Genomic DNA, 17,286 nt, shown 5'->3' with positions numbered 1-17,286 from the left:
CTCCGGTGCGCCCTTCTTCCCCGCGCTTCACCTCGGTGCGCCCTTCTTCGGTGCGTTTCTCTTCGTTGCCGGTCATGAGGGCCTCCGCCCAAGCTCCTGGTCGATGAACGCGAAGACGTCCGCGGTCGACGCGGAAGTGATCCGTTCCGCGATGTCGGTGGATGTCGGGGTGGTGTCCCACGTGGCGAGGATCCGCCGCAGCCGCTGGGTGATCTCGTCGCGCGTCTCGTCGTCCGCGGGCACCCCGGTGAGTCCTGCCTCCAGGCGCTCCAGTTCGGCGAGCAGGTCCTGGGAGTCCGCCGGGCGGGGGGTTTCCTCGGGGGCCAGCGCCGTCACGATGTGTCCGGCGATCGCCGCGGGAGTCGGGTGGTCGAAGACCAGCGTGGCGGGGAAGCGGAGCCCGGTCGCCGAGTTGAGCCGGTTGCGGAGTTCGACGGCGGTGAGCGAGTCGAACCCGAGTTCCTTGAAGGCGCGTTCCGGGTCGACGGAGGCCGTGTCGGCGTGTCCGAGGACGGCGGCGACCGTGCCGCGGACCAGCTCCAGGGTGACCTCCAGGCGCTGCTCGGCCGAGAGTCCGCGCAGACGCTCGGGGAGGTTCACCGTCCTGGTCCTGCGCGACTGCCGGGACGGCATCCGCACCAGTTCCCGGAAGAGCGGCGCGAGGGTGCCCGCGGCGGCCGCGGCGCGCAGGGCCGAGAGGTCGAGGGCGGCCGGCAGCACGGCGGCCGCGGACCCGCCCACCAGCGCCCGGTCGAACAGGTCCAGGCCCTCCTGCGAGGTCAGCGGTCGGGCACCGCCACGGGACAGCCGGGACAAGTCGCCGGAGGTCAGCGAGCCGGTCATGCCGGACGCCTCCGCCCACAGCCCCCAGGCGAGCGAGTCGGCCGGCAGCCCGGCCGCACGGCGTCGCGCCGCCAGCGCGTCGAGGAAGGCGTTGGCCGCCGCGTAGTTGGCCTGGCCGGCGTTGCCGAGGGTGCCGGCCGCGGAGGAGAAGAGCACGAAGGCGCTCAGCTTCAGGTCGCGGGTCAGCTCGTGCAGGTGCCAGGCGGCGTCGACCTTGGGACGGAACACGGTCTCCAGCCGTCCGGGGGTGAGGGACTCCAGGACGCCGTCGTCGAGGGCGCCGGCCAGATGCAGGACGGCGGTCAGCGGGCGGGCCGGATCGATGCCGTCGAGCACCTCGGCCAGCGCGGCGCGATCGGCGGCGTCGCAGGCGACCAGTTCCGCCTCGGCGCCGAGCCGGGCCAGCTCGGCCAGCGTCTCCTCGGCACCGGCGGCCGCCCGGCCCTGGCGGCTGAGCAGCAGCAGACGGCGTACTCCGTGTGCGGCGACCAGATGGCGGGTCAGCAGTGAGCCGAGGGTGCCGGTGGCGCCGGTGACGAGGACGGTGCCGTCCGGGTCGAAGCGGACGGGCTCGTTCTCCGGCTGCGGGGTCGCCCGGACCAGGCGGGGCGCCCTGGCCTCCCCCGCGCGGAAGGCCAGTTGGGGTTCGTCGGCGGCGAGCGCCGAGTCCAGTGCCGGGACGGGCTCGTTCTCCCCCTCCGCCAGGTCGATCAGGGTGATCCTTCCGGGGTTCTCCGACTGTGCCGAGCGGACCAGGCCCCATACCGCGGCCGCGGCCAGGTCCGGCACGGAGTCCGACGGGTCGGCGGCCGTGGCGCCCCGTGTGACCACCGCGAAGCGGGTGTCCGCGTACCGCTCGTCGGCGAGCCGCTCACGCAGGGCCAGCAGCACGCGGCCGGACAGCTCGCGCACCTCCCCGGGCCCGGTCGTCGGCGTGCCGCCGGCCGGCAGCACCAGCCAGTCGAGTGCCTCGTCCTCGGCCGGAGCGCCGTACGGCATACCGAAGGGGTCGGCTCCCGCCACGGCGATCCGTGCTCCGGCGGGCGGCTGGGGCAGCGCGACGGGCGTCCAGGTGACGGTGTAGAGGGAACGGTCGTCGCCGCCGAGCGTCCGCAGGTGCTCGGCCGGCATCGGCCGGACGGTGATCGAGTCCACGGTGGCCACCGGTGTACCGGTGTCGTCGGCCACCGTCAGCGCCATGGCCTGCGGGTCGCCGGCGTGGGGCGACAGGCGCACCCGGACCCGGGCTCCCGCGTCCCGCAGCAGCCGGACGCCGCTCCAGGCGAAGGGCAGCCGGACCGTGTCGGAGGGCTCGCCGGACACCATCGCGTGCAGACAGGCGTCCAGCAGGGCCGGGTGCAGGGCGAAGCGCCCGTCCTCCTCCCCCTCGGGCAGGGCCACTTCGGCGAACAACTCGTCACCGGCCCGCCACAGGGCCTGCAGCCCCCGGAACACGGCCCCGTACTCGTAGCCCCGCACGAAGAGTTCGTCGTAGCGTCCGCCGATGTCGACCTGCTCGGCTCCGGGCGGCGGCCACTCCGTGAGTGGTGCGGCGTCCGTGTCCGCGGTGTCGTCCGGCGAGAGCAGGCCGGCCGCATTGCGGGTCCACTCCCCTTCGGTCCCGGCTCGGGAGTGGATTTCCACGGTACGGATGCCGGAACCGTCCTCCCGGCCGACCGCCACCTGCACCTGGAACGTCTCCTCCGGGCCCAGGACCAGGGGTGCCTCGAGGGTGAGTTCGTCGAGCCTGTCGCAACCGGCCCGGGCGCCGACGTGCAGGGCCAGTTCGACGAACGCGGTGCCCGGCAGCAGGACGGTGCCGGCCACGGCGTGGTCGGCGAGCCAGGGCTGCGACCGCAGCGACACGGCTCCGGTGGCGACCAGACCCTGTCCCCCGGCGAGTTCGACGGTCGCACCCAGCAGCGGGTGGCCGGCCGGGGAGAGTCCCAGGGCTGTGGCGTCCACCGCCGTGACCGTGGCGTCCATCCAGAAGCGACGGCGCTGGAAGGGGTACGTCGGCAGTTCGACCCGGCCGCGGGACGGGGTTCCGAGCAGCGAGGTCAGGTCGAGCGGCGCTCCGAGGGTGTGGGCCTGTCCGGCGGAGAGCAGGAACCGGTTCAGGTCTCCCTCGTCCCGGCGCAGCGATCCCACCACGCGCGCGGTCGACCCGGCCGTCTCCAGGGTCTCCTGGATGCCGATCGTGAGCACGGGGTGCGGGCTGATCTCGACGAAGAGCCGGCCGCCCGGGGCGCCGAGCCGCGTGATCACCGGTTCGAGGCCGACCGGCTGCCGCAGGTTCCTGAACCAGTACTCCGCGTCCAGTTCCGTGCCGGTCAGCGTGGTGCCGGTCACCGTGGAGTGGAACGCGACGCGCGCCTCACGGGGGGTGATCCCGGCGAGCGTGTCCAGCAGTTCCTCCCGGATCTCCTCGACGTGCGCCGAGTGCGAGGCGTAGTCCACCTGGATCCGGCGGGCGCGGACGCCCTGTGCGGTGCACGTGTCCAGGAACTCGGCGAGGGCCTCGGCGTCACCCGACACCACCGTCGAGCCCGGGCCGTTGACCGCCGCGACGTCGATCCTGTCCCGCCACGGCGCGAGCAGTTCACGGACCTCGGCGACGGGCAGCGGGACCGCCCCCATGCCGCCCTTGCCCGCCATCCGGCGGGCGATCAGCCGGCTGCGCAGCGCGACGACCTTGGCGGCGTCGTCCAGGCTGAGCGCGCCCGCAACACAGGCCGCGGCGATCTCGCCCTGCGAGTGCCCGACGACGCCGGCCGGTCGCACCCCGTACGACTGCCACAGCTCGGCCAGCGACACCATCACGGCCCACAGCGTGGGCTGGACCACGTCCACCCGGTCGAGCGACGGGGCGTCCTCAGTGCCGCGCAGCACGTCCAGCAGCGACCAGTCGGTGTACGCGGACAGCGCGGTCGCGCACTCGGCCAGCCGCTCGGCGAACACCGGCGAGCGGTCGGCGAGTTCCAGCGCCATGCCGGGCCACTGCGATCCCTGCCCCGGGAACACGAACACGGCTTCCGCGGGTTCCCCCGCCTCCCCCTGGACGACGTTGGCCGCGGGGCGGTCGGCGAGCAACGCCTCGAGTCCCCGGAGCAGTTCGTCCCGGTCCTCGGCGACCACCACGGCGCGGTCCTCGAAGGCCGTCCTGGTGGTCACCAGCGCGTGCGCCAGGTCACCCAGGGGAAGTGCGGGCCGGTCGGCGACGAGGTCGCGCAGCAGGGCGGCCTGGTCGCGCAGCGCCCCGGCGCCTCGCCCGGACAGGACGAGGGGAACGGGACCGGCGAACGGCGCGGGCTCCGCGGGCGGCTCCTCCTGGGGTGCCTGCTCCAGGACGACATGGGCGTTGGTGCCGCTGATGCCGAAGGACGAGACACCGGCCCGGCGCGGATGGTCGCGCTCCGGCCAGGGCCGGGCCTCGGTCAGCAGACTCACGGCACCCTCGGTCCAGTCGACCTCGGCACTGGGTTCGCCCACGTGCAGGGTCCTGGGGAGCGTCCCGTGGCGCATGGCCTGCACCATCTTGATGATGCCGGCGACACCCGCCGCGGCGAGCGTGTGGCCGATGTTCGACTTGATCGACCCCAGCCACAGCGGTTCGTCGGCGGCTCGGTCACGGCCGTAGGTCGCCAGCAGGGCCTGCGCCTCGATCGGATCGCCCAGTGCGGTGCCCGTGCCGTGCGCCTCGACCACGTCCACCTGCTGGGCGGGGACGCCGGCGTTGTTCAGCGCCGCACGGATGACGCGCTGCTGGGAAGGGCCGTTGGGTGCGGTGAGCCCGTTGCTGGCGCCGTCCTGGTTGACGGCCGATCCCCGCACGACCGCGAGGATCCGGTGGCCCCTGCGCCGTGCGTCGGACCGGCGTTCCAGCAGGAGCATGCCGGCGCCCTCGCCCCACGCGGTCCCGTCGGCGTCCGCGGCGAAGGCCCGGCACCTGCCGCCGGGAGACAGGGCCCGCTGCCGGCTGAACTCCACGAAGTTGCCCGCGCCCGCCATGATCGTGACGCCGCCGGCGAGTGCGAGGTCGCATTCGCCCTGGCGCAGGGACTGGGCGGCGAGGTGGACCGCGACCAGGGAGGACGAGCACGCGGTGTCCACGGTGACCGCGGGGCCCTGCAGACCGAGCGTGTACGAGATCCGGCCGGAGGCGACGCTGGTGGTGTTGCCGGTCGACAGGTACCCCTCGAAGCCCTCCGGGACCTGCGGCAGGCGCGAGGCGTAGTCACCGGCGATCACGCCGGCGAAGATGCCGGTGCTGCTGCCGCGCAGCGCCGCCGGGTCGATCCCGGCCCGTTCCACCGCCTCCCACGAGGTCTCCAGCAGCAGGCGCTGCTGCGGGTCCATCGCGGTGGCCTCGCGGGGGCTGATCCCGAAGAAGTCCGGGTCGAAGAGGTCCGCGTCGTGGACGAAGCCGCCCTCCTGGACGTACGACTTGCCTGCCGCCTCGGGGTCCTCGTCGTAGAGGCCCTCGACGTCCCAGCCGCGGTTGACCGGGAACGGGCCGATGGCGTCGACGCCGTCGGCCACCAGCCGCCACAGGTCCTCGGGCGAGGTGGCTCCACCGGGGAACCGGCAGGCCATGCCGACGATCACGATCGGGTCGTCGGTGGTCGGGGCCGACGAGCCGTCGCCGGCCGGCGCGGCGCCGGTCCGGCCGCCGAGCAACTCCGAGCGGAGATGGGCCGCGAGAGCCAGCGGGGTCGGGTGGTCGAAGACCAGCGTGGTCGGCAGCCGGAGTCCGGTCGCGGCGTTGAGCCGGTTGCGCAACTCCACCGCGGTGAGCGAGTCGAAGCCCGACTCCGTGAACGCGCGGCCGGCGGTGATCGCATCCGGTCCGGAGTGCCCGAGCACGGTGGCGGCCTGGGCACGGACCAGATCCACCAGCCGGCGCTCCTGCTCGGCCTCGGACAGTCCGGCGAGTTCGACCGCCGGCGCGCTGCCGCCGGACCGGCCGGTGACGGTACGCCGGGCCGGTGTGCGGGCCAGGCCGCGCAGCATTCCCGGCAGCTCACCTGCTTCGGCCAGCCTGCGCACCGCCTGAAGGTCGAGCGACACGGGCACCAGCAGGGCGCGGTCGCCGCCGACGGCCGTGCGGAAGGCGCGCAGGGCCTGGTCCTCGGCCAGCGGACGCACCGCGCCGCGGCGGAACCGGGTCCGGTCCGCGGTGGCGAGGCCGGCGGCCATCCCGTCGCCGGCCCACGGGCCCCAGGCCAGCGAGGTGGCGGGCAGCCCGCGGGACCGGCGAAGCTGCGCGAGCGCGTCCAGGAACGCGTTCGCCGCGGCGTAGTTGCCCTGGCCCGGGTTGCCGCCCAGCCCTGCCAGCGAGGAGAACAGCACGAACATCGCGAGGTCGCTGCCCGCGGTCAGCTCGTGCAGGTGCCAGGCCGCGTCCACCTTGGGGCGCAGCACGGCTGCCAGCCGGTCGGGGGTCAGATCACCCATGAGGCGGTCGTCGAGCACGCCCGCCGTGTGGACGACCCCGGTCAGCCGGTGCCGGGCCGGGATCGACTCCAGCAGCGCCGCCAGCGCGTCCCGATCGGTGGTGTCGCAGGCCTCGATCCGTACATGTGCGCCGGCGGCCGCCAGTTCGGCGCGCAGCGCCTCCGCGCCGTCCGCGGCCGGGCCACGGCGGCTGACCAGCAGGAGGTTCCGGATCCCGTGCTCGGCGACCAGGTGCCGGGCGATCCTGGCACCGAGTGAACCGGTGCCTCCGGTGACCAGGACCGTGCCGTCCGGCTGCGCTCCGGTGGGTACCTGGAGGACCAGTTTGCCGACGTGCCGGGCCTGGCTGAGGAAGCGCATCGCCTCGGGCGCGCGCCGCACGTCCCAGGAGGTGACCGGCAGGGGGCGCAGGACGCCGGCCGCGAAGAGGGCCATCAGCTCGGTCAGCATCTTCTGGATCCGCTCCGGGCCCGCCTCCATCAGGTCGAAGGCGCGGTACCGCACGCCCGGGTGGTCCGCGGCCACCTGCGCGGCCTCACGGATGTCGGTCTTGCCCATCTCCAGGAAGCGTCCGCCGCGCGGCAGCAGCCGCAGCGACGCGTCCACGAACTCCCGCGCGGTGGCGTCGAGCACCACGTCGACTCCGCGGCCTCCGGTGACGTCGAGGAACCGCGACTCGAAGTCGAGGGTCCGGGAGTCGGCGATGTGCCGGTCGTCCAGGCCCTGCTCGCGCAGCGTGCGCCACTTGCCGGTGCTCGCGGTGCCGAAGACCTCGGCGTCGAGGTGCCGGGCGAGTTGCACGGCGGCCATGCCGACGCCACCGGCGGCGGCATGCACGAGCACCTTCTCGCCGGCCCGCAGCTCCGCGAGGTCGACCAGCGCGTAGTACGCGGTCAGGAAGACGATCGGCACGGACGCCGCGGTCGCGAACGACCAGCCCTCGGGCATCCTGGTGACCAGTGCGCGGTCGGTGACGGAGGTGGGTCCGACGCCGCCGGCCAGCAGGCCCAGCACCGCGTCCCCGGGTGCCAGGTCGGTGACCCCGGGCCCGACGTCCAGGACCACGCCGGCGCCCTCGCTGCCGATCAGCGCGCGGTCGGGGTACATGCCCAGAGCGATCATGACGTCGCGGAAGTTCAGGCCTGCCGCGCGTACGGCGATCCGGACCTCGCCCTCCGCCAGCGGTTCCTCCTGAGCCAGGGGCAGCAGTTCGAGCGCCTCCAGCGTCCCGGGGGTGGTCACGTCGAGTCGCCAGTCGCCCTCGGCCGGTGCGCGCAGGACGTCCTTGTCGGTCGGCCGGGCGAGCTGCGGCCGGTGGGCGAGGCCCCGGCGGATCACCAGTTCGTCCTCGCCCGTGGCCACGGCTGCCGCGACGGCCCGCTCGGACTCCTCGTGTCCGTCCACGTCGACCAGCACGAAGCGGCGCGGGTTCTCGGACTGCGCCGTCCGTATCAGGCCCCGCACGGCGGCTGCGGCCAGATCGGTTCCCGCGTCGCCGGGCAGGGCCCGCACGGCCGCCCGGGTCAGGAACACCAGTTTGCTGTCCGCGCAGCGCTCGTCGGAGAGCCAGTCCTGCACCAACCGCAGGGCACGGCCGACGAGCCGGTGCGTGGCGTCGACGACGCCCACCGGACCGTCGGTGCCGGCTCCATCCGTTCCGAAACGGGCGACGACCACGCCGGGTGCGGTGGCGCCGAGGGACGCCAGGCCTTCCCCGTCGAGGTCGTGCAGTCCGACCAGGTCATCGCCCGGCCCCGTCTGTGCTTCCAGCTCCGTGGGCACCCACTCGACCTCGTACAGCGCTCCGGGTTCGGACACGGCCGCCGCGATCCGGTCGGCCGCGACGGCCCGGAGGGTCAACGCGCCCACGGCGGCCACCGGTTCACCCGACTCGTCGGCGAGGAGCAGCGACACCGTGTCGTCGCCGGTGGACGTGAGCGCGACCCGCACCCGGGTCGCCCCGGTGGCGTGCAGGGTGACGTCCGTCCAGGCGAACGGCAGCCGGACCGAGCCCGACGGGGACTCCTCCGCGGACAGCGCCATCGCGTGCAGGGCGGAGTCCAGCAACGCGGGGTGAATGCCGAAGCCCGCGGCTGCTTCCTGCTGGTCCTGGGACAGTTCGGCCTCGGCGTACACCGTGTCGCCGGCACGCCATGCGGCGCGCAGCCCCGCGAACGCGGGCCCGTAGTGGTAGCCCAGCTCCGCCAGCCGGTCGTAGAAGCCCTCCACCGGCACGGGGTCGGCGCCCTGCGGCGGCCACTGCGCGAGTTGCCCGGGCTCACCGGCGGGAGCGCCGCCGAGTTGACCGGTGGCGTGCCGGATCCAGTCGCCCCCGCCCTGCCGCGAGTGCACGGCGACTCCACGGCGACCCGTGTCGTCGGGTGCCGCGACGGTGAGCTGCGTCTGCACGCTGCCGGTGGCCGGCAGGATCAGCGGCTGTTCGACGGTGAGTTCCTCGACGGTGGAACACCCCAGCCGGTCACCCGCGCGGACGGCCAGTTCCAGGAACGCCGTGCCGGGCACGAGCACGGTGTCGCCGATCATGTGGTCGGCCAGCCAGGGGTGCGTCGACAGCGACAGCCGGCCCGTCAGAATGAGCGTGTCGCTGTCGGCGGGCTGTACCTCCGCGGCCAGGAGCGGGTGACCGGCGGACTCCAGTCCCAGCCCGGCCGCGTCCGCCGACCTCGGCGCGTCCAGCCAGAAACGCTCGCGCTGGAAGGCGTAGGTGGGCAGATCGGTAAGGTCCGTGCCCGGGAGCAGGGGGGTCCAGTCGACCGTGACACCCCGCACGTACAGTGCCGCCAGGGCGGAGACCAGGGTGCGCTGTTCCGGGCGCTCGCGCCGCAGAACCGGTGTCACCACGGCATCGATGTCCGCCTTCTCAGCCAGGCACTCCCGAGCCAGACCCGCCAGGGTGGCGTCCGGACCGAGCTCGACGAACACCGTCACACCCGCATCGGCCAACGCGGCCACACCATCGGCGAAACGCACCGCCGAGCGGGCCTGAACCGCCCAGTACTCGGGCGCGTACTCCTCGATCACTTCACCGGTGACGTTGGAGATCACGGGGATGGTCGGCGCGTGATGCGTCAGCGTGGTTGCAATCTCAGTGAGTTCCTCCAGGACGGGGTCGAGGTGGGAGGAGTGGAACGCGTGGCTGACCTTCAGCCGGGTCGCCTTCACACCCTCGCCCTCGGCCAGCGCCGCGACCTCCAGCACCGCACCCTCGTCACCCGAGACCACCGTGCTGCCCGGACTGTTCAAACCGGCGATGTCCACACCCGCCCGGCCCTCCAGCCAGGCCGACACCCGCGCCTCATCCGCACGCAGGGCCACCATCGCCCCACCATCAGGCAGACCGTCCATCAACCGCGCCCGAGCAGCCACCAGCCGAGCAGCGTCCTCCAACGACAACACACCCGCCACATGAGCCGCCGTCAGCTCACCCACCGAATGCCCGATCAGAAAATCAGGAGTGACCCCGTAGTGGGTGACCAGCCGGAACAACGCCGTCTCGATCGCGAACAACGCCGGCTGGGTGAACCCGGTACGCCCCAGCAACTCCGGCTCACCGAGAATGACCGGAGCCAGAGGCTGCGGCAGATGCGCGTCCAGAGCCGCACACACCTCGTCGAAGGCAGCCGCGAACACCGGCTCACCCTCATACAGCTCACGGCCCATACCCAACCGCTGACTGCCCTGACCCGAGAACAGAAACGCCATGCCGCCGCCGGGCATCACCTGGCCGGTAACGACAGCTCCCGAGGCGTTCCCCGAGGCCAGCTTCCCTAATGCTTCGAGGAGTTCTTCGCGGGACCCGCCGAGCACCACCGCACGGTGATCGAACCGCGCCCGCGTCACCGCCAGCGAACGCCCCACCGCACCGGCCTCCAGATCGGGCCGATGCTCCACGAACGCCGCGAGCCGCCCCGCCTGCTCGGCCAGCGCCTCCGCCGACTTGGCCGACACCAGCCACGGCACCACGCCCTCCACGGCGGCCGTGACGGCCCCGTCCACCGCAGACGACTCCACCACGGCGTCTTCCACGGCGGCTTCCACGGCGGCTTCCACCGCGGGCGCCTGCTCCAGGATCACGTGCGCATTGGTGCCGCTCACACCGAACGAGGACACCCCCGCCCGACGCGGGCGCTCCGCCTGCGGCCACTCCCGAGCCCCGGTGAGCAGTTCCACCGCACCCGCGGACCAGTCCACATGCGGCGTCGGCTCGTCCACGTGCAACGTCGCCGGAAGCGTCCCGTGCCGCATCGCCATGACCATCTTGATCACACCCGCCACACCCGCGGCAGCCTGCGTATGACCGATGTTCGACTTGATGGAGCCGAGCCAGAGCGGGTTGTCCTCTTCGCGGGCCTGGCCGTACGTGGCCAGCAATGCCTGGGCCTCGATGGGGTCGCCCAGCTTCGTGCCCGTGCCGTGCGCCTCCACGGCGTCGACGTCCGCCGCCGACAGACGCGCGTTCGCCAGCGCGGCACGGATCACCCGCTCCTGCGAGGGACCGTTCGGCGCGGTCAGGCCGTTACTGGCACCGTCCTGGTTGACGGCGGACCCCCGGATCACCGCCAGCACCCGGTGCCCGTTGCGCTGAGCGTCCGACAGCCGTTCCAGCACCAGCAGACCCGCCCCTTCGGCGAATCCGGTGCCGTCGGCGGAGGCGGCCATCGACCGGCAGCGGCCGTCGGCCGACAGACCGCGTTGCCGGCTGAACTCCACGAACAAGCTGGGGCTGGCCATCACCGTGACACCGCCGGCCAGGGCGAGCCCGCACTCGCCGTCACGCAGCGACTGGACGGCGAGGTGGAGGGCCACCAGGGACGAGGAGCAGGCGGTGTCCACCGTCACCGCCGGGCCCTCCAGCCCGAAGGTGTACGCCAGACGGCCCGAGGCCACGCTGGTGGTGTTGCCCGTCAGCAGGTAACCCTCGAGGTCCGGCGGGGTCTCGCCCGGCCGGGTGGCGTAGTCCTGGGCGATCGCGCCGACGAAGACGCCGCCCGTCTGGCCCTGCAGCGAACCCGGGTCGATGCCGGACCGTTCGAAGGCCTCCCACGCCGTCTCCAGCAGCAGCCGCTGCTGCGGTTCCATGGCGGCCGCCTCGCGGGGGCTGATGCCGAAGAACTCGGCGTCGAACCGGTCCGCGTCGTGGAGGAAGCCGCCCTTGGTGACGTAAGACTTCCCGGGGTTCTCGGGATCGGGATCGAACAGGCCCTCGGCGTCCCAGCCCCGCCCGGCGGGGAAGTCGGTGATCGCGTCCACACCGTCGTGGACCAGGTCCCACAGTCCCTCGGGGGAGTCCACTCCCCCGGGGAAGCGGCAGGCCATACCGACGATCGCGATCGGCTCGTGCCGGCCGGCCTCGGCGTCGCGGAGCTCCCGGCGGGTCTTCTGGAGATCGGCGGTGACCCGCTTCAGGTAGTCGCGAAGCTTCTGCTCATTGGACATCGTGCGTCAACACCTTCGAGGTAGAGGCAGGTCAGGCGGAGCCGAGTTCACTGTCGATGAAGTCGAAGATCTCGTCGTCCGTGGCGGACTCCAGGTCCCGGTCCTCGTCGGGCACGGCACCCGCGTGGCCGTCCAGCCTGTTCAGCAGGTCCCGCATCCGGTCGGTCAGCAGTTGGCGGGCGGCCGCGTCCAGCAGGTCGGGCTGGAGCGCGTCGAGTTCGGCCGCGAGCGACTCGGCGGTCGTCTGCCGCTGCGGGACCACCTGGGCGCGGAGGAACCGGGCGAGTGCCTCCGGGGTCGGGTGGTCGAAGACGAGCGTGGCCGGGAGCCGCAGGCCGGTGGCGTTGTTGAGCCGGTTGCGCAGTTCGACGGCTGTCAGGGAGTCGAAGCCCAGCTCCTTGAACGCGCGGTCGGCGGTCACCTCCTGGGCGTTGGCGTGCCCCAGGACGGTCGCGACGGCACCTCGGACGAGGTCCAGCAGGGCCTTGTCCTGCTGCGGTCCGGGCAGTGCGGCCAGCCGGTCCGCCAGCGAACCGGCGCCGGACGGACCCGCCTCCACCACCCTGCGGCGGGCGGGGCCACCGGTCGGTGCGTCCAGCCCGGCCAGCAGCTCGGGCAGCGGCTGGCCGCTCGCTCGGAGCCTGGCCATGTCGACGGGCGCGGCGACCGCGAACGTCCGAGGGCTGTCCAGGACGGCGTCGAACAGGGCGAGGCCGTGGTCGTCGGTGAGCGCTGCCATCCCCATCAGCTCCAGGCGGCGCAGACGGGCCTCGTCGAGGTGGCCCGTCATCTCACTGGTCCGCGCCCACAGCCCCCAGGCGATGGAGGTCGCGGGCAGACCGAGCTCGGCGCGGTGGGCGGCCAGGCCGTCCAGGAACGTGTTGGCTCCGGCGTACCCGCCCTGGCCGGCGTTGCCCAGGGTGCCGGCGAGCGACGAGAACAGCACGAAGAAGGACAGGTCCAGGTCCTTCGTGAGCCGGTGCAGGTGCCAGGCGGCGTCCACCTTGGCGCGGAAGACCGTCGCCAGCCGCTCCGGGGTGAGACCCTCCAGGGTGCCGTCGTCGATCACTCCGGCCGCGTGCACCACTCCGGTGAGGGGGTGTTCCGCCGGGATGGCGGCGAGCACCTCGGCGAGGGCTTCGCCGTCGGCCGCGTCGACCGCGGCGACGGTCACCTCCGCCCCGGCGTCGCGGAGTTCCGCCCGGAGTGCGGCCGCACCGGTGGCCTGCGCTCCCCGCCGGCTGAGCAACAGCAGACGGCGCACGCCGTGTTCGGCGACCAGATGACGTGCGACCAGCGAGCCCAGTACTCCGGTGCCGCCGGTGACCAGCACCGTGCCCTCCGGGTCCGGGCGGCTGGGCACCGTCAGGATCACCTTGCCGATGTGGCGGGCCTGGCTGAGGTGACGGAAGGCCTCCGGTGCCCTGCGGATGTCCCACGCCGAGATCGGCATGGGGCTGAGAGCACCCTCGTCGAACAGCGCACGGATCTCGTCGAGCATCCGGCCGATCCGGTCCGCTCCGGCGTCCAGCACGTCGAACGCCTGGTACCGCACGCCCGGCCGTCCGTCGGCGACCTCCTCAGGGTCGCGGATGTCGGTCTTGCCCATCTCCAGGAACCGGCCCCCGCGCGGCAGCAGCCGCAGGGAGGCGTCCACGTACTCGCGGGCCAGGGAGTTGAGCACCACGTCCACGCCTCGGCCGTCGGTCGCCGACCGGAACCGCTCCTCGAACTCCAGTGTGCGCGAGTTGGCGATGTGGTCGTCGGTGAACCCCATGGCGCGCAGGGTGTCCCACTTGCCGGGGCTGGCGGTGCCGTAGACCTCGACGCCCCAGTGCCGTGCCAGTTGGACGGCCGCGATGCCGACGCCGCCGGTCGCGGCGTGCACGAGCAGAGACTCCCCGGAGCGCAGGCCGGCCAGGTCGGCCAGTCCGTAGTAGGCGGTCAGGTACACCACGGGAATGCCCGCGGCCTGTGCGAACGTCAGGCCCTTGGGCATGGCCGCGATCAGCCGGTGGTCCGTGACGGCGACCGGCCCGACGCCACTGGAGAACAGCCCCATCACCCGGTCGCCGGGGGCGAACCCGGTGACGTCCGGTCCTACTGCGAGGACCACACCGGCGCCCTCGCCCACCGGCGGCCGCTCGTCGTCGGGCACCATGCCCAGCGCCAGCAGGACGTCACGGAAGTTGAGGCCGCCGGCCCGCACCGCGACCCGTACCTGGCCGGCGCCGAGGGGTGCCAGCACATCCGGGCAGGCGGTGAGGGACAGGCTGTCGAGCTCTCCGCGGATGGTCAGCGACAGGCGCCAGGGTTCCCGACCGGAGGGCGGGACCAGCTCAGCGGCGCCCGTGGTCCGGGCCAGCGCCGGCGTCAGGAGGGCTCCGGAGCGGAGCAGCACTTCCGAGGGTCCGGCCGCCGCCGCGGTCGGCACCGCGCGCAGGCTGTCGGGGTGGCCGTCGAGGCTCAGCAGCTGTACGCGGCCCGGGTTCTCGGTCCTGGCCGTTCGGATCAGGCCGCTCAGCGCGGCGTGCGCGAGGTCGCCGGACCGGGTGACGACGGTCAGCCGGGTCTCCGCCGACGCGGGCGCGGCAAGCCATCGCTGGAGGACGGCGAGCGTGTCGACCGCCAGGGTCAGCGCGCTGTCGGGCACACCCGCCCCACCGGCCGGGACGCACCACAGCACGCGCTCCGGCGGAGCACCGCCCGCGGCGGCCAGTTCGGAGACGTCCGCGTACCGGGTGGGGGCGATGTCCGCCTCGGCCAGTACGTCGTCCAGTTCCGCGAGGTCCGAGCCGAGCAGCGCCCACCGCTCGCCGGCCGGCGCCTCGGCCGGTTCGGCCGCGACGGTGGCCGGCTCGAACAGCGCCTGCCGCTCGGGGCGGTCGGCGGAGAGCCGGTCGGGGTCGACCGCCCGTACGGTCAACGCGTCGACGGTCGCCACCGGCGCACCCGTCTCGTCGGCGATCAGCACGGAGATCGTGTCGGCTCCGGTCTGCGTGAGCCGGACCCGCACCGAACGGGCTCCGGCGGCGTGGAGGGCGACCCCGGCCCAGCTGAACGGCAGCCGGACCTGGTCCGCTTCGCCGACCAGGGAGATCGCGTGGAGGGCCGCGTCGAGCAGCGCGGGGTGGAGGGTGAACCCGCTGTCCTCGACCTCGTCCGCCAGCCGTACTTCGGCGTACACGTCCGTGCCCGCCTGCCATGCGGCACGCACGCCCTGGAAGGTCGGCCCGTAGTGGTAGCCGCGGGCCGCGAGCCCCTCGTAGAAGTTCTCCACCGGCAGGGGCTCGGCTCCCGGCGGCGGCCAGGCCACCGGATCCGACGACGGCTCCGGGGCCACGGCGGTCAGGGTTCCGGCCGCGTGCCGCACCCAGTCGCCGTCGTCACCACTCGGGCGGGAGTGGATGCCGACCTGCCTGCGGCCGTCCTCGTCGGGGGCGCCGAGCAGCACCTGGATGTCCCGGTCCCCGGTGTCGCCGAAGGTCACGGGCGCCTCGAGGACGAGTTCCTCGATCTGGCTGCAGCCGGCCCGGTCGCCCGCCTGGACGGCGAGTTCGACCAGGGCGCTGCCGGGCAGCAGCACCGTGCCGAGGGCGGCGTGCTCGTCGAGCCAGGGCTGGGCGCTCCGGGACAGACGCCCGGTGAAGATGAGCGTCTCGGTGTCGGCGGCCCGGATGGCGGCGCCGAGCAGCGGGTGCCTCACCTCCCGCAGTCCGAACGCCGTGGCGTCACCACCGCCCGTGGTGCCCGTCAGCCAGTGCCGGCGGCGCTGGAACGGGTAGGTGGGCAGCTCGACGGCCGCTGCCGGCCCGCCGAGCACGGCTGCCCAGTCCACGGTCACGCCCCGGGCGTACGCCTTGCCCGCCGAGGCGAGGAAGCGGTCCAGCCCGCCGTCGTCGCGCCGGAGGGACTCCACGGCGGCGACGTCGTCGACACCGGCCTCGTCGGCCGTGTCACCGATGGCGGAGGTGAGCACCGGGTGCGGGCTGATCTCGATGAACCGCCGGTGTCCCTGGGTGAGCAGGGTGCGGGTGGCCTCTTCGAGCTGGACGGTCCGGCGGAGGTTGCGGTACCAGTAGGCGCCGTCGAGCTCCTCGCCGGCCAGCGGCTCCCCGGTGACGGTCGAACAGAAGGTGATGTCGGCGGCGCGCGGCGTGAGGTCGGCCAGCAGTGTCCGCAACTCGTCCTCGAGCAGGTCGACATGGGAGGAGTGGGAGGCGTAGTCCACCGGAATGGTGCGCGCCCTGACGCCTTCGGCCTCACACCGGGCGACGACGGCCGCCAGTGTCTCCGGGTTGCCCGACACGACGGTGCTGAACGGTCCGTTGTGGGCGGCGATGTCGATGGCGTCGCCGTGGTCGGCGATCAGCTCACGCACCTCGGCCGCCGGCAGTGCGACCGAGACCATCCCACCCGTTCCGGCCAGCCGCACGATCGCCCGACTGCGCAGCGCGACGACCTTCGCCGCGTCCTCGAGCGACAGCGCCCCGGCCACACAGGCCGCCGCGATCTCGCCCTGCGAGTGCCCGATCACCGCATCCGGACGCACACCGACCGACTGCCAGAGCCTGGCCAGCGACACCATCACCGCCCACAAAGCGGGCTGCACCACGTCCACCCGGTCAAGACCCGGGGCCCCGTCGACACCCCGCAGGACGTCCAGCAGGGACCAGTCCGTGTACGGCGCCAGCGCCTCCGCGCACGCGGAGAGCTGCTCGGCGAACACCTGGGAGGACTCCAGCAGGCCCAGGGCCATGCCCTCCCACTGCGAACCCTGCCCCGGGAAGACGAACACCGTCCTGCCCGCGCCGGAGGCCAGACCCTCCACGACATGCGTCGCCGCCTCACCGGCGGCCAGAGCAGCGAGTCCCGCAGCCAGTTCCGACCGGTCCGCGCCCGACACGGTGGCCCGGTGCGGCAGTTGGGGGACGCGGGTGGCCAGTGTGGAGGCAAGAACGGCCGCATCCACGCCTTCTTCGAGCAGACGATGCACCTGGCCGGCCCGGGCGGCCAGCGCGGCCTGGGACTTCGCCGACACCAGCACCGGCAACTGCACACGGGGCCGGGGTTCGGGTGCCGTCCGAGGCGCCTCCTCGAGCACGATGTGGGCGTTGGTGCCGCTGATACCGAACGAGGACACGGCGGCCCGGCGCGGACGTTCCGCCTGCGGCCACTCCCGCGCCTCGGTCAGCAACTCCACCGCACCCGCCGTCCAGTCCACGTGTGGTGTGGGTTCGCCGATGTGAAGGCTCTTCGGCAGAACACCGTGGCGCATCGCCATGAGCATCTTGATCACACCCGCCACACCCGCGGCAGCCTGCGTATGACCGATGTTCGACTTGATCGACCCCAGCCACAGCGGCGACTCCTCCGGCCGCCCCTGACCATAGGTCGCCAGCAAGGCGTTCGCCTCGATCGGGTCGCCCAGCTTCGTCCCCGTGCCGTGCGCCTCCACCACGTCCACGTCCGCCGCCGACACCCGCGCATTGGCCAACGCCTGACGGATCACCCGCTCCTGCGACGGAC

General features: G+C 73.5%; 2 protein-coding genes. Both read right to left on the bottom strand.

The annotated features are described in order from the left end of the window. Positions 1–72: 72 nt before the first annotated feature. Positions 73–11,757, bottom strand: coding sequence for an SDR family NAD(P)-dependent oxidoreductase (locus ACIHAR_RS38585; RefSeq protein ID WP_400023901.1), 11,685 nt, complete (start codon positions 11,755–11,757; stop codon positions 73–75). Positions 11,758–11,788: 31 nt separating this feature from the next. Beyond that, positions 11,789–17,286: type I polyketide synthase (locus ACIHAR_RS38580; RefSeq protein WP_400023899.1), on the bottom strand; the 5,498-nt coding region annotated here is incomplete at its 5' end.

Origin of the sequence: Streptomyces sp. NPDC052016, from assembly GCF_044548445.1 — a bacterium.
Taxonomy (GTDB): domain Bacteria; phylum Actinomycetota; class Actinomycetes; order Streptomycetales; family Streptomycetaceae; genus Streptomyces.
Note: the sequence above shows the minus strand (reverse complement) of the source record. Positions and strands in the feature narration are given on the sequence as shown.

What these genes read in the sequence shown, in the direction of transcription:
- ACIHAR_RS38585 (WP_400023901.1), bottom strand. Translation starts at nt 11,757, where the DNA reads ATGTCCAATGAGCAGAAGCTTCGCGACTACCTGAAGCGGGTCACCGCC.